Below are 21,705 nucleotides of genomic sequence, written 5' to 3' on the forward strand. Positions count from 1 at the left end.
AGGGCGTGTATGCAAATCCGCCCAGGCTGTCAACCCCGGAGGAGGCGTCTTCATGCGTATGCTGCGTTCGGTAGGAGCGAAATTGTTCATCCTGTTTTTTGTTTCGACGTTCCTATCCGTTCTCCTTGTCGGAATGATCTCGTATAACAAGTCCCAAGCCATTATCGAGGACAAAATGAAAACCCTCTCCCAGACGACCGTAAAAGAAGCGGGAGAGAAAATCGGCCTGATGCTCAAGCAGTTCGAGGATATGTCCCTGCAGTTTTCGACGAGCCGCGATCTGCAGCAGCAGCTGGAGGCCGTCTTCGACGAAGCCGCGGATCCCGCCGACCAGATGAGAGCGAAGATGTCGATTCAGGACACGCTCAATCAGATCGCCCGGACGAATTCGCATATCAAAGCCATCTCTTTGTTTAACTCCGCAGACGAGAACAAGACGATCTCGTCCGTCTCCACCGGTCTGATCCGGATAGACCGAAGTTCGGAATGGTACGGCAAGGTGACGGGCATGAAAGGAACGGCGCTCTGGCTGCCGATGACCGACGGCGGCTATACGGGCATGGCCAAAGGCAATCTGTTCGGGTTGTCCCGCATGATCGGCGGCTACCTCATTCTGTTCGAGATCGATGCCGCGCTGCTCTCGCAGACGCTGGAAGCGATCCGCTTCAGCGACAGCTCCAGCATGATGCTGACGGACGACGGCGGGACGATCCTGCTCTCCTCGCTGCCCGGGGAAGCCGGACAAATGTTCAATCCGGCCGCCGCGGAAGGCGATCTGCTCGTCGTCTCCGAACCGCTGAAGAGGAGCGGCTGGACGTTAACCGGCATCGCGCCGCTCAGCGAACTGGTCTCGGAGACGAAGTCGATCCGGGATCTGACGCTGCTGATGTGCGCCGCGGCCGGCGTCGCGGCGGTCGCGATCGGTTATCTGATGCTGCTGCATATCGGCAAGCCTCTGCTGCGGGTGCGAAGCATGTTAAACGAAGCCGCGGGCGGCAACCTGAGCGCAAGGCTCGGGCTGCGAAGAAGCGACGAGATTGGGGAAGTCGCGGCCAGCTTCGATACGATGATGGAGCGCATGAATCGACTGATCGACCAGACCCGGCAGTCCGCCGATCGGGTGCTGGGCACCGCGTCCGGGCTGCTGCAAGCGTCGCGCGACACGGCGACGGCTTCCGGCGAAATCTCCGCCTCCACGGAAGAGATCGCGCAGGGCTCCGCCCAGCTTGCCGCCGAAGCGGACCAATCCCATCGCATCGTCGCCTCGATGCAAGAGGACCTCGCCAGCGTCGTCGGCGCGACGAACGAGATCGGATTCGCTTCCGCGGAAGTGAAGATCGCCTGCTCCGAAGGCAACGTCTTCATGCGGGACATCGTGAGCTCCACGATGGAGTCGGAAGCTTCCATCGACAGACTCGTCAAGCGGGTTTCCAGCCTGGAAGCGAACGCGGGGGAAATGCGCAAATTCGTCGACCTCATGAACGAGATGGCCAAAAACACGAAAATCCTATCTTTGAACGCCGGCATCGAAGCGGCAAGAAGCGCCCAAGGGAGCGGCGGATTCAAAGTGATCGCCGGGGAGATGGGACGTCTGTCCGACCAGTCGCGGCTTTCCTTGACCCAGGTCGGGGAGATGGCGGAGGCGATTCGCGGCGAGATCGGACAGGCCGTCGAAGCGCTTAAGCTCGCCCTGCCGCTGCTGCAGCACCAGATTCGCTCGGTCAAGACGGCCGACGGCCTCTTCGCCAAGGTGCACGAGAAGTCGGAAGCGTTCATCGAGCGAGCCGAACGGATCAAGCAGGATGTCGCGCTGCTGGAACGCAAGCAGACGGAGCTGAGCGGCTCGATCTCGAACGTCGGCAGCTTCTCGCAGCAGGCTTCCGCCTCCTCCGAGCAGGTCGCGGCCCTTAGCGCCGGCCAGCTCGAATCGAGCCGCGAAGTCGTCGACGTCGCCAAGGAGCTGGAGACGCTGTCCGCGTCATTGCAGCATATGCTTCGCGAGTTCCGGACGAGCTGACGCTCGGCGGGAAACGGCGGAGCGGACAAGCTTTACGGAGGCTCTATCCCCTCGCACCTCATGCGGCCATTAAAAAACGCAAGCTTGAGGGAATCTCCCTCAAGCTTGCGTTTTTTCGTGCCTGCAGTCCGTTCCCTTACTCCGAATACATACGGCTGACCGCGCTCCAGCTCTGGCCCGGCTCCAGCCGGATCAATCCGGTCTGCTCCGCCGGCAAGTCGACGTTCGGCGCGTTCACCATGCCGGTCTGCGGTTCCGGACAGAAGAAGCTGCCGCTCGCCTCACCGTTATATACCATCCAATGCTTGTAGGCGTCGCCCGCCTCGTAGACGAAGCGCGCGCCCGCGCGGCGGTCATACAGCGTCATTGCGTTCATTCCATTCACATTCGCCGCTGTATAGTGATTGTCCATCGCCGCGAAGTACGGATTGCCCTTCCCGTCGCGAAGCTGCTGTTCGCCCTCGTTCAAAGGAAGCAGCTTCCCGGTCGGAAGCATCCGTTCGTTCAATTCCCAGCGTTCGCCGAAGGAGAAGCCGCACTCCAGATCTTCTGCCCGGCTTCCCGGCGCGAACGGCGCATTCACCGTCGTATGGAAGCCGAGCATGAACGGAATCGCCTTGTCGTCGTCGTTCGTCGCGTCGAACCGGAGCGACAGCCCGGCATCCGTCAGCGTAAACGTCTGCGACAGAGTGACCCGAAGCGGAAAATGCGCAAAGCCCGGTTCCTTCTCGTCGAACCGCAGCCGAACGGTCGCGAAGCTCTTCTCTTCCGAGCTGCCGTACTCGACAAGCTCCCACTTCGAGCTATAGACGAAGCCGTGAAGATGGTTGCCGGTCGACGGCTCGTTCACCGGAAACCGGTATGTACGTCCGTCAAATTCGAACGTTCCGGCATCGTAGCGGTTCGGCGGGTACAGAACCGGAATGCCGTGCACCCACGGACGTTCCACGAATCCCGCCCAAGCGTCTCCCTCGGGCTCGCGAACGAACTGGAATCCCCGGTCGTCGTCCCGGAAAGAAATCAAATTGCCGCCGATGCCCGGCAGCGCGATGGCTGAATATTTTCCGTATTTCAAAAAGACCGCTTGCTCGCTCTCGTATTGCCCCAGCTTTGCCTCATGCTGCGTCATGGCGCTTATCCCTCCGATATTGTCGTGCTGTAACGAGTATATAAGCGCCAAGCTTAAGCGTCAACTAACCGACCAGCTCATCCAATCCGCGCACAACCCGGTCCGCCGCGCCGAGAATGTCGGCGTGGCCGATTCCGACGACGCGCATCCCCGCGGCGAGCGCCGCTTGAACGCCCGCTTCGGCATCCTCGAACACGACGCAATCGGCCGGCTCCAGCCCAAGCTCCTTGCAGCCGACGACGAACACCTCCGGGTCGGGCTTGGCGCGGGACACCTTGGTCCCGTCGACGACCGCGTCGAACAGCCCCGCGATGCCTACCTTATCCAGAATAAACGCGGCGTTTTTGCTTGCCGAGCCGAGCGCGATCCGCACCCCCTGCGCCCTGAGCGCCTGCAAATATTCCTTCGCCCCCGGAAGCAGCTCGGATTCGTCCATCCGCCGAATGTACTGCAGGTATCTCTCGTTTTTCTCCTCCGCCAGCCTTAGCTTCTCTTCGTCCGTCAGCTCGACGCCTCCGACCTCCAGCACGATCTCCAGCGATCTCATCCGGCTGACGCCCTTCAGCCGCTCGTTGTCGGCTTCCGTGAATTCGAAGCCGAGCTGCTCGGCAAGCTGCTTCCAAGCGAGATAATGATACTTCGCCGTATCGACCAGCACCCCGTCCAAGTCGAACAATGCTCCTTTGAAATTATCCAGCAAGTCCGTCACCCCTCTCGGAATTCTCGCAGCGAAAAGTCAGCACGCTTCCCGGCAGCGCCGCGCGCTCTTCCTTTCCGACGCGAACATGCTGCGACGAACGGTTCGCGGCGTCGGAGCGGACGACGACTTCCGACGGCGTCACCGTAATGAGCAGACGCTGTCCCTTGACGTGCATCGGGAACGAGATCGACTCCCACCCTTGCGGAAGGGATGGCTTCACGACGATCGCGCCGCGGTGCAGCCGTACGCCGGCAAAGCCGAGCACGGCCGCCATCCAGGCGCCCCCGTTCGCGGCCGGATGCGTTCCGCCGATGTACAGCGTGCCGACGTACTGCTTCGATTCCCCGGTCAGGTCGATCGTCGCCGTCTTCATGAAGTAGCGGTACGCCCAATCCGGGGAACCGATGTCCGACGCGACGAGAGCGTAGATGCACGAGCTGAGGCTGGAGCCGTGCTCCGTCCTCGGCTCGTAATACTCCCAGTTCGCCCGCTTCACGTCCTGCGAATAGTCGTCCTTCAGCAGATGGAGCATGAGCACGACGTCCGCCTGCTTCAAAATTCGCGTCGTCGTCGCCAGCCCGCTGCCGCCGCCCAAATATTCGTTTTTGTTCAGTACTCGCGACTTTAACGTCGGCAAGTCGACATCCTCCAGCTTCGAATAGCCGTCGAACTGCTCGATCACTCCCGTCCGCGGGTCGGGGCTGGGCACGTACAGTTCGCTGTGCATTTTGCTCAGGTTGGCCAAATCCTCGGAATAGTTCAGCTTGCCGACCAACGCGCGGCAGGCTTCGGGATACTTCGATTCCAGCAGCTCCATCGTCGCCAGCGCGATTCCGATCGTCAGCTTGGCCATCGCGTTCGTGAACGCGTTGTTGCCGACCCGCTCGTGATATTCATCCGGTCCGGTAACGTCGAGCAGCTCGTAGCGTTTCTTGTCCTCTTTATAGTAGGAATACGAATAGAAGAATCGCGCGCATTCGAGAATCGCCTCCGCGCCGCCGTCCAGCAGCACGCTCTCGTCTCCGGTGTATTCGTAATACTGCCAGATGCCGTAGGCCGCGTCGGCGCTGATGTGGATTTGCTTGTCGCGGAAATACGTCCGCATCGGACGGTTCGTGAACACGTCGGTCACGTTAAACAGCGTGCAGGCGTCGTCTCCCGTCTCCTGGCTCTCCCAAGCGTAGAACGCGCCCCGATAGCCGTACTCGGCCGCTTTCCTGCGAGCGCCTTCCAGCGTATGCACGCGGTACATGACCAGATTTCTGGCGACGTCAGGCTGGCTGTACAGGAAAAACGGCAGCATAAACATCTCCGTATCCCAGAATACGGCCCCTTTATACACCTGACCGGACAGTCCGCGGGCGGGAATGGATACTTTCTCGGAATGCGTCGGCGCAATGATATGCAGTTGGTAGAGGCTGTAACGCAGCGCGAACTGGGCTTCCTCGTCCCCTTCGATCGCGACGTCCGATTCCTCCCACTTTTTCTCCCATTCCGCTTCGTGCTCCCGCAGATGGTCTTCGTAAGCCGATTCGGCCGCGCTCCGGGCCCGGCTTATCGCCTGCTCCAGAACGGATTGCCGCCCCTCCCCGTTAACCACCGCCGCGTATTTCGTGAAGGAATACGTCTCCCCCGCCTTGCACGTGAACGTCGCCCTTCTGTAGACCGACGAGCCCTCCCGTTCGATCGATTCGGCCGCCGGAGCGCTCCCCCAGCGGATGGCCTCGGCCACGCTTACCGTCTTGCGCAATTCATGCGTGATCGCCGATACGGCGACGATGCCGTCCGCCGCGAACGTTTCCCGCTCTTCCAAATGCGGTCCGTTAATGTCCCACACGTCGCCGTCGATGCCCGTAAGCACCGTGAACTCGCAATCCTCCGAGACGCGGAACTCCGCGTTCATCAGCAGCAGGTCGAGCCGCTTCATGCTGACGAAACGTCGGGAACGAATCTCGATTCGGTTGCTTGCCGGACCGGAAAACACGGTCTCCCGATGAAACGTCGCATTGCGAATATTCAGCGATTGTCGGTGCGACTCATAACTCGACGACAACAAGCCGAGCGGCTCGCCTCCGCAGCAATACCGCGTAGACAACCCGTTCGGCGCGTTCACCGGCTCCCTCCAACGGTCGCCGACTTTGTCGTACAGACCTGCCAGCGTGCAGGCCGTCAATTGCTCCTTCCCGAACTCCTCCAACGTCCCCCTGTATCCCATGGCTCCGTTGCCGAGCATGTACTTGTTTCCATTGATCGCAATCCGGTCCGGATCGAACCCGGTTTCCTCCACGATCCAACTCATAGCTGCTCCCTCGCCTTCGGCTTCGAATGTACCTTCCATTATGAAGCCGGAGGAGCGGAGCCAAAATGCGCGATCTTACCGAAATGATGTTTATTTCCATGCAGTTAGCCAGGCGACGATCGCATCGACGATCAGATCCAGGTTCGATTTCCCTTCCGCATTCAAGTAAGGAGCCCGGTCGCGAAAATAGTCCGCGTGCTTCCCGACGATCGGCACAGCGGACCGGGTTCCCGGAGCGTGCATGCTCTTCTGCCAGACGGGCAACGCCCTGCTCCTGCCCCAGCCTCCGTAGGAGCCGATGCGGGATACGAAGTCCGGCGACCTTCCGACGGCGTCCCCCCTCTTTCGTCCTTCCGCATGGATCGAGAGCACGCGATGTCTCATTCGCTCAGGAATGCGGCAGCGCGGCGAACCGACCTTGACGGCGAAGCAGGACGGACTTTCCCCGGCCGCCATCAGCATCGCCGCGGCATGGACGGCGGCGATGCCGCCTCCGCTGTGGCCGACGAGCAGCGTCGTTCCGACCTTTTCCGAATCGTCATTTTCTCCCCGTGCGCGCTTAATCGCTTCGAAGGTGCGACTGCCTCCGATCGATTTCTCCAATCCTCCGTCCTTCCTTCTCATGTCCGCGCGAATTTCCCAGATCTGGGCGAGCACGTTCCGGCTCCAATCGCCGTAAGGGTACAGAAGGCTTGACCGGATCACGACTCCAGCGTACATATCCGCTTGCCCGAGCCTCCGCTCCAGCGCCAGCCGTAAATTATCCATGAAGAGGGGAGCCGTCGCCAGCCCCGCCAGAAAATACAGTTCGATTTTATTGTCCGCGCGTCCGTTCGTAATTGTCCGCATATAAAATCCTTTCCATATCGGAAGGGTGGGTGTCCCTGAACCACTTGACGAGCAGCGGCGGATTGACGTCGCTCAGCGCGGCTACGGCCATCTTCTGATTCATCGTCACCGAGCCCTGCGCGCTTCCGATCAATTCGACCGCATACCGGTCGGCCGCCGTCTCCGCCTGCCTCGACACGTAGTTGGACAGCGGCAGCGCGGCGAAGGAGATCATCGAGACAATCATGAGCGCCAGCGGCAGCGCGTTCATGTCCGACAGCGACCGAATGCCCCAGCGAGTGCCTCGGTTGCGGATCGCCACCCGGTAAATCCAGCCCCCGACGGCAAGCAGCACGAATGAGGAACCGACCGCGCCCACCGCGCTCCATTCCAGATGATGCATGACGTAGTGTCCCATTTCGTGCGCCATGATCAGCAAAATTTCCGGCTCGTCCAGCCGCTGCAGCGTCGTATCCCACAGCACGATTCGCAGCGAGGAGCCGATGCCGTTGACGTACGCGTTCAAAGCATTCGTTTTCTCCGACATATCGACCTCGTATACGCGATGCGCGGGAATGTCCGCCTTCTCGGCAAGCTCCAAAATGGCCGCCTCCAGCTTAGGATCGGACAGCCGGGTAAAATCGCTGTACAGCGGATCGATCACAACCGGCTGCACGTACATCATGAATAAGGTGAACGGGACGGACAACAGCCACAGCTTCAGCCACCATCTCCCTCCCCTGGAGACGATCCAGAACGCCACGGCGGATACGACCAGCATCGTCGCGCAGCCGATCCCGAACGCGATCAGCTTGTCTCTGAGCCACCCCGACACCGGCTGCGTCGAGATGCCGTAAGCCTTCGACAGATTGTAGCCGATGACCCTCAGTGGAAAATAAAGCAGGTAAGCCGTCGCCTGAATCATCAGCACATAGAGGGGAAAGCGTATGTATATCGGAAGTCCGCGATCTTCAAGCTTGACTCTCCAACGGCGCGCAAGTCCGCTGGCCAGCATCATGAAATAGATCAGCCATTCCCACGGGCCGCTCATGAAGAAAATCCAGTTGCGGGCCGCATTCAGCCATTCGCTGTTCCGAAGCTGGTTCGAAGTAAAAAAAGTCGCAGGATCGGCGGCCGTGGCCCGATACGCTTCCGGCACCTGATTCGGCATCGTATACCAGGCGTAGAGAGCGACCGCTATCGCGTAACCGATAAAGAGCAGCGAGTACTTCAAAAACGTGGAATGTCTGCGAAAGCTCATCGTATCCCTCCTCATCCAACCGCTTATCGCTCCGATTACGATTGTCTTTCCATAATTATAACATTTCCAGCGGCTGGATAACCGCTCCCACGGGCAGATCCGAGACGGCCGCGGTCCGACCGTCTCGCGCTCGATGCTTATTTGGCGTGCTTGGAATCCAGCAGCTTCTTGTTATGCAGCACGTGAGGGTCCTGCGGCCGGTACTTTCGCGCTTCTTCGTTATGGCGGTAGGAAGAATCCATGTCCCCCATATAATAGTAACAAACGCACAGTTGCAGATGAGGATACCACGTGCGATAGGCCGGATAGCTGAAGCTCCACTGATCGTTGTTTTCCGGAACGGCTAGAGCCAGTTCGTACCAATAGGCTGCCGTCTTGTACGCTTTGCGGCGCTTGAAATGATCCCCGACCCGGCTTAGCGCCTCCGCCCTGGGAGCGTCGAACGCGAACGATTTGAACAGAGCCGCGAGCTCGTTGTCCTGATCGTTCAAATTGCGGTAACAGTCGGCCATATTGATGCAAGCGTAAATTTTGTCCTCGACCCAACCCGTTTTCAGCGCGATGTTTTTTTTGTAGCTCTCGATCGCTTCTTCATAATGGCGATTATCTCTCAACTCGTTCCCGTAGTAAAAATAATCCCTCGCGGTAAACGCGTCTCCCCGCTCCAGCTTCATTTTGTAGATGTTCAGGTTTCTGCTTACGGAATGTTTGATTTTGCGATGAGTGACCGCGATGTCGGAATTGACGATCCGTCCCGCGACCTCCAGGTAATTGTGGCAGTCTCCCCTCCATTGGAAGTTGCGGGACCGCTTGATCAGCCGATTGCGGCGGTACCTGAGCGTAACGTTGCCGAAGCTGTCCTCTCCCGCGTTGTAGAACATGGACACGGAATCGACCGCCGGGTCCAGCTCTGCTTTCAACTGCTTGAATTTGGCGCGGTCTTCGTCGAGAATCACGTCGTCGGCGTCCAGGTAGAGGATGTAATCCTTGGTCGCATGCGAGAATGAGGCGCCGCGGGCTTCCGCGAAGTTGCCGGTCCATTGGTGGAAAAAGACCCGATCCGTGTATCGGCGCGCAATGGCAACCGTCTGATCGGTCGACCCGGTATCCACGATGTTGATCTCGTCAACCAAGTCACTCACGGAATCGAGGCAGCGCGCCAGTACAGCTTCCTCGTTCTTGACAATCATGCACAAGCTGATGGATACCATGGATCGAATCTCTCCTTTGTTGTTCCCGTAAAGGTGTATCTGCAAAAAAGAGCAGAAGCGTCCATCCTTACGGATGAACGCCCGGCTCGTGGTGCCGTTAGACGAAGCGGATAACGTTCAGGTTGATTTCGGAGGCTTGAACGAGAATCGGATCTTCCGCCGTGTCGATATAGGACAGCCTGATTTCATAGTTCGTAAGTCCGGTCGTAGGCGCTGTGTCCACGTATGTGTAGGCCAGCGGTACAAAATACTGCGTTGCTTCGATCAAGCCGAGCTGATTGTACGTGAAGGTTTGAATTGTACCCCCTTCGCGGCGAAGTTCGACCGTCAAGTTGAAATCGGTAGGCTCTGCATCGGTAGTTATCGTTACTTCAAATGCATAGTCGATCTTAAGAAGGTCTCCCGCAGTCACGGGGATATCAATTACCGTCAATATGGTCTGCGGCGTTTCATCCGGTATAGTTGTCGGACCGATTTCATGATTAAAGTACAGCGCCGGTTGAGGCCCTGTCGGGCCAGTCGGACCTCTTGGTCCCGTTTCGCCTGTTTCACCGGTTTCTCCGGTCGGGCCTCTCGGTCCAGTTTCGCCAGTTTCGCCAGTTTCGCCGGTCGGACCTCTTGGTCCTGTTTCGCCTGTTGGACCTCTTGGTCCCGTTTCACCGATTTCACCGGTTTCGCCGGTCGGACCTCTCGGGCCTGTTTCGCCTGTTGGACCTGTTGCTCCCGTTGGGCCTGGATCTCCTGTTGGGCCAGTTGCTCCTGTTGGACCTGGATCTCCCGTTGGACCGGTCGCTCCCGTTGGACCTGGATCGCCTGTTGGGCCAGTTGCTCCGGTTGGACCTGGATCACCTGTTGGACCGGTCGCTCCCGTTGGACCTGGATCACCTGTCGGACCGGTTGCCCCCGTTGGACCTGGATCGCCTGTTGGGCCAGTCGCTCCGGTTGGACCTGGATCACCTGTTGGGCCAGTCGCTCCCGTTGGACCTGGATCGCCTGTTGGACCTGTTGCTCCCGTCGGGCCTGGATCTCCGGTTGGGCCAGTTGCTCCCGTCGGGCCTGGATCGCCTGTCGGACCGGTTGCCCCCGTTGGACCTGGATCACCTGTCGGACCGGTTGCCCCCGTCGGGCCTGGATCTCCGGTTGGGCCAGTTGCTCCTGTTGGACCTGGATCTCCTGTTGGACCTGTTGCTCCCGTCGGGCCTGGATCTCCGGTTGGGCCAGTTGCTCCCGTCGGGCCTGGATCGCCTGTCGGACCGGTTGCCCCCGTTGGACCTGGATCACCTGTCGGACCTGGATCTCCTGTTGGGCCAGTTGCTCCCGTCGGGCCTGGATCACCTGTTGGACCGGTTGCTCCCGTTGGACCTGCATCGCCCGTCGGACCGGTCGCTCCCGTCGGGCCTAGATCGCCTGTTGGGCCAGTCGCTCCGGTTGGACCTGGATCACCTGTTGGGCCAGTCGCTCCCGTTGGACCTGGATCGCCTGTTGGACCTGTTGCTCCCGTCGGGCCTGGATCTCCGGTTGGGCCAGTTGCTCCCGTCGGGCCTGGATCGCCTGTCGGACCGGTTGCCCCCGTTGGACCTGGATCACCTGTCGGACCGGTTGCCCCCGTCGGGCCTGGATCACCTGTTGGTCCGGTTGCTCCCGTCGGGCCTGGATCTCCTGTTGGGCCAGTCGCTCCTGTTGGGCCTGGATCGCCTGTCGGACCGGTTGCCCCCGTCGGGCCTGGATCGCCTGTCGGACCGGTTGCCCCCGTCGGGCCTGGATCACCTGTTGGTCCGGTTGCCCCCGTTGGACCTGGATCACCTGTCGGACCGGTTGCCCCAGTCGGGCCTGGATCTCCGGTTGGACCTGTTGCTCCCGTCGGGCCTGGATCTCCTGTTGGGCCAGTTGCTCCTGTTGCTCCGGTTGGACCTGTCGGGCCAGTCACGCCTGCTCCCGTCGGACCTGTAGCTCCTGTAGCCCCTGTTGCTCCGCTTGCTCCTGTCGGGCCTGTCGGACCAGTCACGCCTGCCCCCGTCGGTCCCGTAGCTCCCGTTGCTCCGGTTGCGCCTGTTGGACCTGTCGGGCCAGTCACGCCTGCTCCCGTCGGACCTGTAGCTCCTGTTGCTCCGGTAGCGCCCGTTGGACCTGTCGGGCCAGTCACGCCTGCTCCCGTTGGACCCGTAGCTCCTGTAGCCCCTGTTGCACCGGTTGCGCCTGTTGGACCTGCCGGGCCAGTCACGCCTGCTCCTGTCGGTCCCGTGACTCCCGTTGCTCCTGTTGCTCCCGTTACACCGGTTGCTCCTGTCGGGCCTGTAGCTCCTGTAGCTCCTGTAGCCCCTGTTGCACCGGTTGCGCCTGTCGGACCGGTCGGGCCAGTGACGCCTGCTCCCGTCGGACCTGTCGGACCGGTCGGTCCAGTGACACCTGCTCCCGTCGGGCCTGTAGCTCCTGTTGCGCCGGTTGCGCCTGTTGGACCTGTCGGGCCTGTCGGACCAGTCACGCCTGCTCCCGTCGGGCCCGTAGCTCCTGTTGCGCCGGTTGCGCCTGTTGGACCTGTCGGTCCAGTCACGCCTGCTCCCGTCGGACCTGTAGCTCCTGTTGCTCCCGTTGCTCCGGTAGCGCCCGTTGGACCTGTCGGGCCAGTCACGCCTGCTCCCGTCGGACCTGTAGCTCCTGTTGCTCCCGTTGCTCCGGTAGCGCCCGTTGGACCTGTCGGGCCAGTCACGCCTGCTCCCGTCGGACCTGTAGCTCCTGTTGCTCCCGTTGCTCCGGTAGCGCCCGTTGGACCTGTCGGGCCAGTCACGCCTGCTCCCGTTGGACCCGTAGCTCCTGTAGCCCCTGTTGCACCGGTTGCGCCTGTCGGACCTGTCGGACCAGTCACACCCGCTCCCGTCGGACCTGTAGCTCCTGTTGCACCGGTTGCGCCTGTTGGACCTGCCGGGCCTGTCGGGCCAGTCACGCCTGCTCCCGTCGGACCTGTAGCTCCTGTTGCTCCTGTTGCTCCTGTTGCTCCGGTAGCGCCCGTTGGACCTGTCGGGCCAGTCACGCCTGCTCCCGTCGGACCTGTAGCTCCTGTAGCCCCTGTTGCACCGGTTGCGCCTGTCGGGCCAGTCACGCCTGCTCCCGTCGGACCTGTAGCTCCTGTAGCCCCTGTTGCTCCGGTTGCGCCCGTCGGACCTGTCGGCCCCGTCGGTCCGCTTCCATCCGCGCCGGAGGCCGCCGCCAGCAGTGCCACGTCGTCTACGAACAAATCCGCGGTACCCGCAATCGGAAACGTCTGTATGGCAACGAGCGCTTGGGTGCCTCCGACCGGGACCGGAGCGGTCGTCTCGTAGATTTCCACCCAATCGCTTCCGCTTAAGCTCGTAATGCTATGCGGCACATAAGAAAACAGACCCGTTCCTATGAAGTTCAACGAATCATCGTAGTAGTTTATCCCAACTACCGCAATAGCGCCCACAGCGCCCGCTGTTCTGGAGAAAGCGGCATAAAATTCGAAAGTCTCTCCTTCCGAGACGGGAACGAATTGAAAGATTTGCGACAATGACGCTCCTCCGGCCAATCTCGCAGAGAAGAAGTCCAGGTGGCTTCTATCGCTCGTTACGACCGCTCCCACTCCGGTCCACGGGCCCAGCGCCCCCGACTCAAAACCGCCGTTGACGATTCGGTTCTCAATAGACAATGGATTCTCACCACCTTTGCGCCAATTCGACTTCGGACAAGTCCGGTGCGGCAATCGCCGCTCCGGGCATCTCCGAGAGGACTTGTCACGAAATCTAGTACAACTTATTAAAACTAGGGTTTGCCCGTTCTTTTATCCGCCTTTATTGGAGCGGATTTTTGCGGCCAAGCCCGATATTTCCGCCTCCGACACGATAAATGTGCGCTCCGTCCATTCCCGCCGTCGCATTCCTCGTGTCTACGACGCTACGCGAGACCGATACGATTCTCTCTATCGGCAGACCGGTATGATCCGCCATCACGACGACGCAATCCGCCTCCCGAAGCAATTGATCCGACAGTTCCGAACTGTCGAGCCGTCGTTCTCTAATCCGAATAGAGGCCACATGCGGATCGTGATAAACGACGGGAACCCCCTCTTCCAGTAACCGTCGGATCAGCTTGATCGCCGAGGATTCGCGAACATCGCCTACATCTTTTTTATAGGACACCCCGTAGATCACGACCAGAGACGGCCTACCTCCCGCTGCGTCAAGGATTCTGTCCAACAAGTAATCGACCATGGCGTGATTCAGCTTTTCCGCCAATTCGATGAACCCGCTCTTCACTCCGAATCCGCGAGCCCTCCATTGCAAATACAGCGGATCTACCGGAATACAGTGGCCGCCCGCACCGGGACCGGGATAAAACGCCGCATAACCGAACGATTTCGTCTTCGCCGCCTCGATAGCTTCCCACAGATCGATCCCCATCGCATCGCACAGCATGGCCATTTCGTTCATGAATGAAATATTGATCAAGCGATACGTGTTTTCGAGCAGTTTGGTCATCTCGGCAACTTCGGGCGAAGACACCTTCACGATTTGGCCGAACACTTGAGCGTACAGCGCCTCCGTCTTCCCCAGGCACGCCGGGGTCAAACCGCTGACGACCTTCGGTATGTCCCTCACCTTAAACGTTTGGTTTCCAGGGTCGATTCTCTCGGGAGAATACCCGACATGGAAGTCGTACCCGGCTCTAAGTCCGCTTTCCCGCTCCAGAGTCGGGACCATCTCCTCGGCCGTCGTTCCCGGATAGGTCGAGCTTTCCAGAACGACCAGTTGCCCCGGACGAAGCCGCTTTCCCGTCTCCTCGACAGCCGCGCGAAGATAGCTCATATCCGGTGTCTGCCGATCCGATAAGGGCGTAGGTACGCATAAAATGATCGCGTCGGCTTCTGCAGTGGCTCCGTAATCGGGAACCGCCCGAAACCGACCTGTCGCCGTTACCGCGATCAGTTCGTCGTCCGTCAAATCCTTTACGTAACTTCTTCCTTCCTTTAAATTGGATATTTTGCTTTCGTCCAAATCCACTCCCGTAACCGAAAAGCCCTGCTCTGCGAACAAAACGGCCAGCGGCAATCCGACGTATCCTAGACCGATAATTTGCACGTTGCGTTGTTCAGGTCCGAAACAGGGACGCTTCCGTACATTCGTCATCCGTTCTCCCTCCTTCCCGCGATCGGCCTTCCCGGGTTTCCGACGAACGTACAGCCCGGGGGGACATCGCGCGTAATGACCGCCCCCGCCCCGACGACGGCTTTCTCCCCGATCCGGACGCCCGGAAGCAGAGTTGCATTGTTGCCGATTTTAGCCCTGCGCCCGACTATCGGCCCTTGATGGACGAAGCTTCCGCTTCCCATATATTTGTCGTTGGAAGTCGAGCAGCAGGGGCCGATGAACGCCTCGTCCTCGATGAGCATATTGCTTGTAATATAGGAAGAAGTCTGAATCGTGACGAATCGGCCGATGATCGTATGCGGCTCGACGATGACGTTCCTTCCGACAATGCTGCTCTCTCCGACTTCGACAAGTTCGCGGATGCCAGCCAAGTCTCCCACCAGCACGTCCGCGCCCAAGGTAACCCCGAGATAGATCACGCAGTTGCTGCCGATTGACGACCCGTCCCCGATAATGAGCGGAGGCAGCCGTTCCGGCGGCTTAAGCACCTTTTTCTTATTGCCCGACGGCCTCTTGCCGAGTACCGTCAAATCTCCAATCACAACTCCGTTTCCGATCGACGTTCCGCTTCGAACGATCGTTCCGTATCCTATCGTGACGTGATCTCCGATCGTTACGCCGGACTCTATCACGGCATTCCGACCGACGACGACATTGCTGCCCAATCTAGCGGACGGATCTATCTCCATTCTCTCATCCTCCTGCTCTACCGTCGTACAAAGCGCTGCTGCGCGGATCGTCACTTTACATGATTTATGCAAGTCCAATCCGAATTGCTAGTGTGGTCGCGGAAGCAGGATGAATCCGTGATGCATAACTTGTACGATAAATCCAGAAGCAGGGAGCGCATGCGCATGATCGAATTAATGCCGGTAGCCCGGCAGTTTCGCTTGCTCAAAAGCGAGATTCTCGCAAAAATCTCCAACACGATAGAAGAAGGCAAATACATTCTAGGTCCCCAAGTCAAACAACTCGAAAGCCGGATCGCCGAATGGACCGGCGCCAGACATGCGGTCGCCGTGGCGAACGGAACGGACGCCCTCGTCCTGACCCTTGACGCTTGCGGAATCGGACCCGGCGACGAGGTCATTACGACCCCCTATACCTTCTTCGCCACCTCCGAAGCGATCTCGAGAGTCGGCGCGATTCCGGTATTCGTCGACATCGACCGCTTCTGGAACCTCGATGCGGAGCAAGTCGAACAGGCGATCACGTCCCGGACCAAAGCGATACTGCCCGTCCATCTGTTCGGCCAACCCGCCCGCATGGATGCCATCCGGGAGATTGCCGACCGCCGCGGGCTTCTCGTTATCGAGGATGCTTGCCAGGCTTTCGGAGCCAGATTCGTCGGCAAGCCTGTCGGTACGCTGGGCAAAGCGGGATGCTTCTCCTTTTTTCCAACCAAAAATCTCGGCACCCTCGGGGATGGAGGGCTTATTGTCACATCCGACGCCGCGCTGGCTGATAGGGTGCGCGAATTGCGGCAACACGGCAGTTCCAAGCGTTATTATCATGACGCGATCGGCTACAACAGCCGGTTGGATGAGCTTCATGCCGCCGTTCTGCTGGTCATGCTCGAAAAAATCGACGAGTGGAACGAAAAGAGACGAAAGATCGCGCAAATCTACGAGGAACGGCTCGCTCCGCTCAGACCGTTCATCGAGCTTCCGGTAACGGAGGACGGGAGACTGCACGCCTACAATGTCTACTGCGTGACCAGTCCGCATCGGGACTTCCTTCGAGAAGAACTTCTGGCGAGAAATATACAGACCGGGATCTACTATCCTCGCCCTTTGCATCTGCAACGCGCTTACCATTCTCTCGGATACAAGCCCGGGGACTTCCCCGTTGCAGAGCGGCTATCCGCGGAAGCGCTGGCGCTTCCGATAGGCCCTCTGCTTACAGAACAAGAGCAAAATCAGATTGTCTCCGCGCTGCGCGACGTGGCGGAAAGGATGTGACGGCATTGGTTCGCTTTGGTCTGATCGGTTGCGGAAGCATCGCGGCCAAACACATCGATTCGATCTCCGCCTGCGGGCAGGCGGAGCTGGTCGCGCTGGCCGATCCCGCAACAGACAGAATGGATCTGCTCGCCGGGCAATACGCTCAAGCCCGCTCCGTTCCGCCCTCTTCTGTCGCCCTGTATGCGAACCCGCGCGTGCTGCTTCAAGACGCTCGGGTAGATGCGGTCGTCATCGCCGTCCCTTCGTTCATGCACGCGCCCTGGACGATGTCCTCGCTTCGCGCCGGCAAGCATGTTCTGCTCGAGAAGCCGATCGCCCTGAACCTGCGCGATGCCGACGCCATTGCCGATCTGTCCGTTCGATACGGACTGCGCGTGCAGGTATGCCATCAACTTCGGTACCGTCCGCTGCTGCGGCTCGCAAAAAGCTGGATCGATCAAGGAGCGCTCGGGAAATTGCGGTCTGGATCGGTCTCGATCCTGTTGAACCGTTCGCGCGATTATTTCGCCGCGTCCGGCTGGAGAGGAACGTGGGAGAAAGACGGGGGAATGCTGCTTAACCAAGGCGTTCATCTTATCGATCTACTGCTCTGGCTAATGAACGAACGGGTCGAATCGGTGTACGGCGCGATCGGCTGGGGATCGTCCGCCGTGGAGACGGAGGAGACCGCGGCCGCCGTCATCCGGTTCGCAGGAGGCGCTATTGGGTCGGTCGAAGTGACGACGCTGTGCAAGCCGAACAACCTCGAGCAGTCGCTCACCTTGGTCGGAGACCGGGGAACGATCCGTATCGGGGGCGCCAAACTAACGGATGTTTATCGCTGGCATTCCGACGATCTCCCCGACCCCATGCTCCCGACCGCCGACATTAATGAGCATGCCTTGATGTATGAGCATTTTATCGCCGCTCTTCTCGGCGCGTCGCCGGATTCCGATGCCGACGTTTTGCCGCTCGAGGCCAGAACGTCGCTGGAAGTCGCCTTTGCGGTGTACGAATCGGCCCGGACAAACGAGCCTTTGCGCTTGCCGCTCGCTTCATTCGATACGAGCCGGATGGCCGGGACGAAGCCGAACGCGCAAGGAGAGCGATATCGATGAACGCATACCGACAAGTGTGGATGACCGGTTACTCTGGATTTCTCGGAAGCAATTTGTGGAACAAGCGGCTGCGGGAAGCCGCGGACAACCGAGCTTCGCTGCTCATAGGCCGCTCGCCTGCGCCCGATCGCAGCTGGCCGCAGATCCCTATGGACTTATCGCTTTCCGTGCCGTGCCGTTTTCCGTCCGCGCCTCGATCCGGCCGCATCCTGCTCGTTCACTTCGCTGCCCGGCTGCCGGGTGCCGATGAGCCGGATTTCGCGCGAATCGAGCGAAACGAGAAACGTTTTCTGGAAGATTGCGCGGCCCAAGGCGTGACGGATATCGTCTATGCTTCCACGGGAGCCGTGTACGGCTATCGGGAGCATAGCGTCTCGGAACACGATTCTCTCGACCCCGGAGAGGGGTATGCGGCTTATAAGCGCAGCATCGAGAGCTTTATTATGCGGCTGTGGCCTGAACGCTGTCTGATTCTGCGCTACTTTTTCCCTTACGGCCCTGGACAGATAACGCCTCGCCTCCTCCCGGACCTGATCAAGAAAATCGCGGCCCGACAACCGGTCTCCGTGTCGGGGACCGCGGCCGGCCTTCTCTTTAATCCCGTCTACCTCGATGACGCGACCGAAGCCGCCTGGTGGCTTATCCGCAACGAGGCGAAAGGCGTATTCAACGTTGCTGGACGTCAGGCTTTGACCTTCAAGGAAATGGCTTGTGCCGTGTCGAAGCGTCTATCCGTTCAGCCCCTGCTCTCATTCACGAACGACAAGGATCGCAAGCTGGTCGCCTCGACCGGCAAGCTGCTGAGTATGAACCGGCATCTTCTCGTTTCGTCGCTCGAACAGTCGCTGGATCTTACCGTCTCTGCCTATCTACACGCCGGCCTCCAACGGCGGCCCGGAGGAGGAAACGAATGATGAACACGACCAACGCCTTGACCGGCCGGCATCTATTCATTACCGGAGGGGCCGGCTTTATCGGATCTGCCGTCATCGGCAGGCTGATCGAGCATAACCAAGTGACGGTGTTCGATAATTTCGCCAGAGACTCGCTTAGCCGCAAGGCGTTCAGCCGGCATCCGAACTTGCGCATCGTGCACGGGGACGTGCTCGACGCCGCCGCGGTGAAGAAGGCTATCCGGGATGCCGATTATGTCGTTCATGCCGCCGGAATCGCGGGCATCGACACCGTCACTCGCAATCCGGTTCGGACAATGCGAGTGAATATGATCGGGTCGGCCAACGTGCTCGAAGCTGCCGCCTCGCTTGGGAAATGCCGCCGGATCGTCTGCTTCAGCTCGAGCGAAGTGTTCGGCCCGCGCGCTTTTCGCTCCGGCGAAACGGCAAGCGCCGTTCTCGGCGCCGTAGGCGAGCCCCGATGGACCTACGCGGTCAGCAAGCTGGCCGAAGAGCATCTTGCCTTCGCCTACTTCAAGGAATTCGGCCTGCCTACAGTGACGGTACGCCCGTTTAACGTATACGGCCCCGGACAAGTCGGCGAGGGCGCCGTCAAAACGATCGTGCAGCAGGCGCTTGCCAACCGGCCGATCGACATCCACGGAAACGGAACGCAAATTCGCGCTTGGTGTTACGTCGACGACATGGTGGACGCCGTCCTGCTCTGCCTGACCCGAGACGAAGCGATCGGAGAGTCGTTCAACATCGGCAACGAACGGGCCGTCGCGACCATTCGCGGATTGGCCGAAACCGTCGTTCGCCTCCTCGACTCCGGTTCGGTCATTCGATTCGCGGAAAGGAAAACGTCGGACATCGACCTCCGCATTCCGAAAGTCGACAAAGCGCGCTCCCTGCTCGGCTTCGAAGCGCGCATCGATCTGGAGGAAGGCATTCGCCGGACCGCCGAGGGCTACGCGGCGGAAGCACCCGGCATCTGACCATCCGAGCACCGCAAAGGAGCCGTTCCGCAGCTTGCCGGGACGGCTCCTCGTCATGATCAACCTATTAACCGTTCGATGTCCGCGTTGATTTCTTCTATTGCGGGATGATAGTCTCCCGCGTCCTCCGATGCCCGGCACAGCCTGAAATAATGGCGCATTCTCTCGGCGAGCGGCCGAAGGCAATCCGCCTTCTCCCGGTGGCCTAGATGACGCGTAAACCCGTTCGAATAGTATGAGCGGACCATAGCCCCGTATGTCCGGCCGATCTCGAAGTTCTTGAACGCTTCCTGCCCGTTCCGCTCGATTCGCTCTCTTGGCGCGCCAGGCAGATACGTTGCTGCGGGAAAATGATGAACGAGATATTCCATCACGACGATTAAAGATGAGATTCGCTTGCGGATATCGAAGGTGATGCTGCCCCGATGTCTGCGATAGCAAAGAACCGGCTTATCGACCAACTGGACGTTCCAGCCTCTCTTGAGGTTGATCAGGCAATTGAGCGTATCTCCCGCGTTCGGATTGTCCGGGTCGCTGACCCATTCCGCTTGCCCGTCGCGATAGTAAGACCGCTTGAACAGCCCGACCATCGGAATGACGCCGGAGCCCATTCTCCGGTAGATGCTCCTCACCGCTTCATCCGGAGCATACGCCCGGTAAGTCCATTGCCCGGTACGGTTCCCTTGCTCGTCGACGATCAGAAAGTGACCGTACGCGTAATCCAGGTCGTCCCGTTGGCGAAAGCACGCCATGTAATCCTCCAGCACCCCGTCATGGGGCAAATAATCGTCCGCGCTCAGAAGGAGGACGTATTGTCCCGAAGCTTCCCGGAAAATATCGCGGATCGCCGCATCGGACAAGCCGACGTTGCGTTCCCGGCGAATCACTCGAGTCGAAGGATCCAGCGTCCGGTATTGCTCGAGAATAGACACGGAATCGTCCGTAGAATGATCGTCGACGACAAGAATCTCTTTGTTCGGATAGTTTTGACAGATGACGGACTGCAGGCATTCGCCAAGAAAGCGGCCATAGTTGTAGTTAATGATGCCGATCGTGATCTTCGGCGCAGCCGCATCGACTTGCGGATAAGCCGGTCGCAGCAGCCCGCTAATCAACTCCCCGATCTTGCGAACGTTCCCCGCAAATGAATAACGGCTCTCCACGAACGAGCGATATTGCTCCGAATCGTACTCGTCCTCCGTCACCTTGTCGACCAACTCGCCGATCGTGTTCCATATCCACGCATCCGCATATACTTTTTTCGCCCCGTAGAACTGATGAACAAGCGGCTTGACTCCCGCGGCCATCGCTTCCATGATCGACATATGCTGACTCTCCAGCGGGCTCGTGGAAATAATGTAATGTTTGTCGCGCAAATAGGTGTTCAGATCCATCTGCCAGCCGTCGAATCGGACGCTCCCCGTCAACCCCATCTCCTCGATCATCTGATCGAAATAAAGCTTGTAACGCATATCCTGATACTTGCCGGCAATGAACAGCCTGTATCTGGAATCGCGGTCGTAAACCGCTTTGAAGGCATGCAGAAGCAGCATCGGACCTTTCTTGTAATTGATGTATCCGACGTACGCGATATTGAACCCTTTGGCGCGCTGCACGAGCGGGTATCGTTCCATCATGACCCCGTTCGGAATGACGGCGGTCTTCTCCTTCGGCAAAGCCGGCAGTTGACCCAGCACGTATTCTCGTATCGGTTCCCCGACGAAGACGAGCCGATCGACCGTTTTCCAGTTTACCTGATGGATATAGCTCGTGAACATTTCGTAGCTGTGCAGTCGGCACACGACGCGGCGATAGGATGCGACCGGCAATCGACTGGCGTGCGCGATCAGATCGTCGCACCACTCGAACCAGCAGACGTCCGCCCACTCCATGGCTTGCCCGATATCGTCGGTGCGTCGAATGACGAACTTACGGGTCTCGTACTCTCGTGAGAAATGGTCGATAATCGGCTGCAGGAAAGCGTCCAGACCGGGTTTTACGAAAAAGGCGATTTTAGCGCGAATGGGAATAACCCCCTATCTATCGGCTGTAGGCTGACAAGCTTCCGATAGTATATGAGACTATTCCCATTCCCGATTGTGTCGCAGCGGAAGGCTTACGCCAAATCCTGATCCGAAACGTCTGG

General features: G+C 59.3%; 15 protein-coding genes. 5 read left to right on the forward strand and 10 right to left on the reverse strand.

The features are described 5' to 3' along the window. Nucleotides 1–52: 52 nt before the first annotated feature. Nucleotides 53–2,017, forward strand: coding sequence for a methyl-accepting chemotaxis protein (locus B0G52_RS02065; protein WP_158223539.1), 1,965 nt, complete (start codon nt 53–55; stop codon nt 2,015–2,017). 136 nt (nt 2,018–2,153) lie between these two features. Here the strand turns inward: B0G52_RS02065 and B0G52_RS02070 are convergent, their stop codons facing one another. The 9 genes from B0G52_RS02070 to B0G52_RS02110 all read right to left on the reverse strand — a co-directional run bounded on the left by B0G52_RS02070 (nt 2,154) and on the right by B0G52_RS02110 (nt 15,296). Beyond that, entirely contained in the window at nt 2,154–3,146 is a 993-nt protein-coding gene (locus B0G52_RS02070) for an aldose 1-epimerase (protein WP_094041839.1), read from the reverse strand. 64 nt (nt 3,147–3,210) lie between these two features. Further along, on the reverse strand, nt 3,211–3,843 hold the full coding sequence (pgmB, locus tag B0G52_RS02075; RefSeq protein WP_369827002.1) for a beta-phosphoglucomutase: 633 nt from the start codon (nt 3,841–3,843) through the stop codon (nt 3,211–3,213). After that, nucleotides 3,836–6,145 carry a glycosyl hydrolase family 65 domain-containing protein gene (locus tag B0G52_RS02080; protein WP_094041841.1) on the reverse strand — a complete coding sequence of 770 codons (2,310 nt, stop codon included), beginning with the start codon at nt 6,143–6,145 and terminating at the stop codon, nt 3,836–3,838. Before B0G52_RS02080 ends, pgmB begins: the two co-directional genes overlap by 8 nt. A 90-nt stretch (nt 6,146–6,235) precedes the next feature. Continuing rightward, nucleotides 6,236–6,994 (reverse strand): hypothetical protein, encoded by a 759-nt coding sequence (locus tag B0G52_RS02085; protein WP_094041842.1) that lies wholly within the window; start codon nt 6,992–6,994, stop codon nt 6,236–6,238. After that, the gene (locus tag B0G52_RS02090; RefSeq protein ID WP_094041843.1) at nt 6,960–8,234 is read right to left on the reverse strand and encodes a M48 family metallopeptidase; all 1,275 of its coding nucleotides are present in this window, start codon (nt 8,232–8,234) and stop codon (nt 6,960–6,962) included. Before B0G52_RS02090 ends, B0G52_RS02085 begins: the two co-directional genes overlap by 35 nt. Nucleotides 8,235–8,371: 137 nt before the next feature. Then, the gene (locus tag B0G52_RS02095) at nt 8,372–9,445 is read right to left on the reverse strand and encodes a glycosyltransferase family 2 protein (protein ID WP_094041844.1); all 1,074 of its coding nucleotides are present in this window, start codon (nt 9,443–9,445) and stop codon (nt 8,372–8,374) included. A 97-nt stretch (nt 9,446–9,542) separates the two neighbouring features. Then, nucleotides 9,543–13,109 carry an NTTRR-F1 domain gene (locus B0G52_RS02100; protein WP_094042003.1) on the reverse strand — a complete coding sequence of 1,189 codons (3,567 nt, stop codon included), beginning with the start codon at nt 13,107–13,109 and terminating at the stop codon, nt 9,543–9,545. 142 nt (nt 13,110–13,251) lie between these two features. Next, nucleotides 13,252–14,586 carry a nucleotide sugar dehydrogenase gene (locus B0G52_RS02105; protein ID WP_094041845.1) on the reverse strand — a complete coding sequence of 445 codons (1,335 nt, stop codon included), beginning with the start codon at nt 14,584–14,586 and terminating at the stop codon, nt 13,252–13,254. Continuing rightward, on the reverse strand, nt 14,583–15,296 hold the full coding sequence (locus B0G52_RS02110; protein ID WP_094041846.1) for an acyltransferase: 714 nt from the start codon (nt 15,294–15,296) through the stop codon (nt 14,583–14,585). The genes B0G52_RS02105 and B0G52_RS02110 overlap by 4 nt, the downstream gene beginning before the upstream one ends. 165 nt (nt 15,297–15,461) lie before the next feature. Here B0G52_RS02110 and B0G52_RS02115 point away from each other — a divergent pair, with 165 nt between their 5' ends. From B0G52_RS02115 to B0G52_RS02135, 4 genes are read left to right on the forward strand one after another with little or no spacing between them, the layout of a single operon-like run. Beyond that, nucleotides 15,462–16,568 carry a DegT/DnrJ/EryC1/StrS family aminotransferase gene (locus B0G52_RS02115; protein WP_094042004.1) on the forward strand — a complete coding sequence of 369 codons (1,107 nt, stop codon included), beginning with the start codon at nt 15,462–15,464 and terminating at the stop codon, nt 16,566–16,568. Nucleotides 16,569–16,573: 5 nt separating this feature from the next. Beyond that, nucleotides 16,574–17,668, forward strand: a complete 1,095-nt coding sequence (locus tag B0G52_RS35205) for a Gfo/Idh/MocA family protein (protein ID WP_158223540.1) — start codon at nt 16,574–16,576, stop codon at nt 17,666–17,668. Continuing rightward, nucleotides 17,665–18,582 (forward strand): NAD-dependent epimerase/dehydratase family protein, encoded by a 918-nt coding sequence (locus B0G52_RS02130; protein WP_094041848.1) that lies wholly within the window; start codon nt 17,665–17,667, stop codon nt 18,580–18,582. Before B0G52_RS35205 ends, B0G52_RS02130 begins: the two co-directional genes overlap by 4 nt. Continuing rightward, nucleotides 18,579–19,559 carry an NAD-dependent epimerase/dehydratase family protein gene (locus B0G52_RS02135; protein ID WP_233162266.1) on the forward strand — a complete coding sequence of 327 codons (981 nt, stop codon included), beginning with the start codon at nt 18,579–18,581 and terminating at the stop codon, nt 19,557–19,559. The genes B0G52_RS02130 and B0G52_RS02135 overlap by 4 nt, the downstream gene beginning before the upstream one ends. A 59-nt stretch (nt 19,560–19,618) precedes the next feature. Here B0G52_RS02135 and B0G52_RS02140 read toward each other — a convergent pair whose 3' ends face one another. After that, nucleotides 19,619–21,451 carry a glycosyltransferase gene (locus B0G52_RS02140; protein WP_094041850.1) on the reverse strand — a complete coding sequence of 611 codons (1,833 nt, stop codon included), beginning with the start codon at nt 21,449–21,451 and terminating at the stop codon, nt 19,619–19,621. Nucleotides 21,452–21,705 lie beyond the last annotated feature (254 nt).

Source organism: Cohnella sp. SGD-V74, from assembly GCF_003001675.1.
Classification (GTDB): Bacteria; Bacillota; Bacilli; order Paenibacillales; family Paenibacillaceae; genus Cohnella.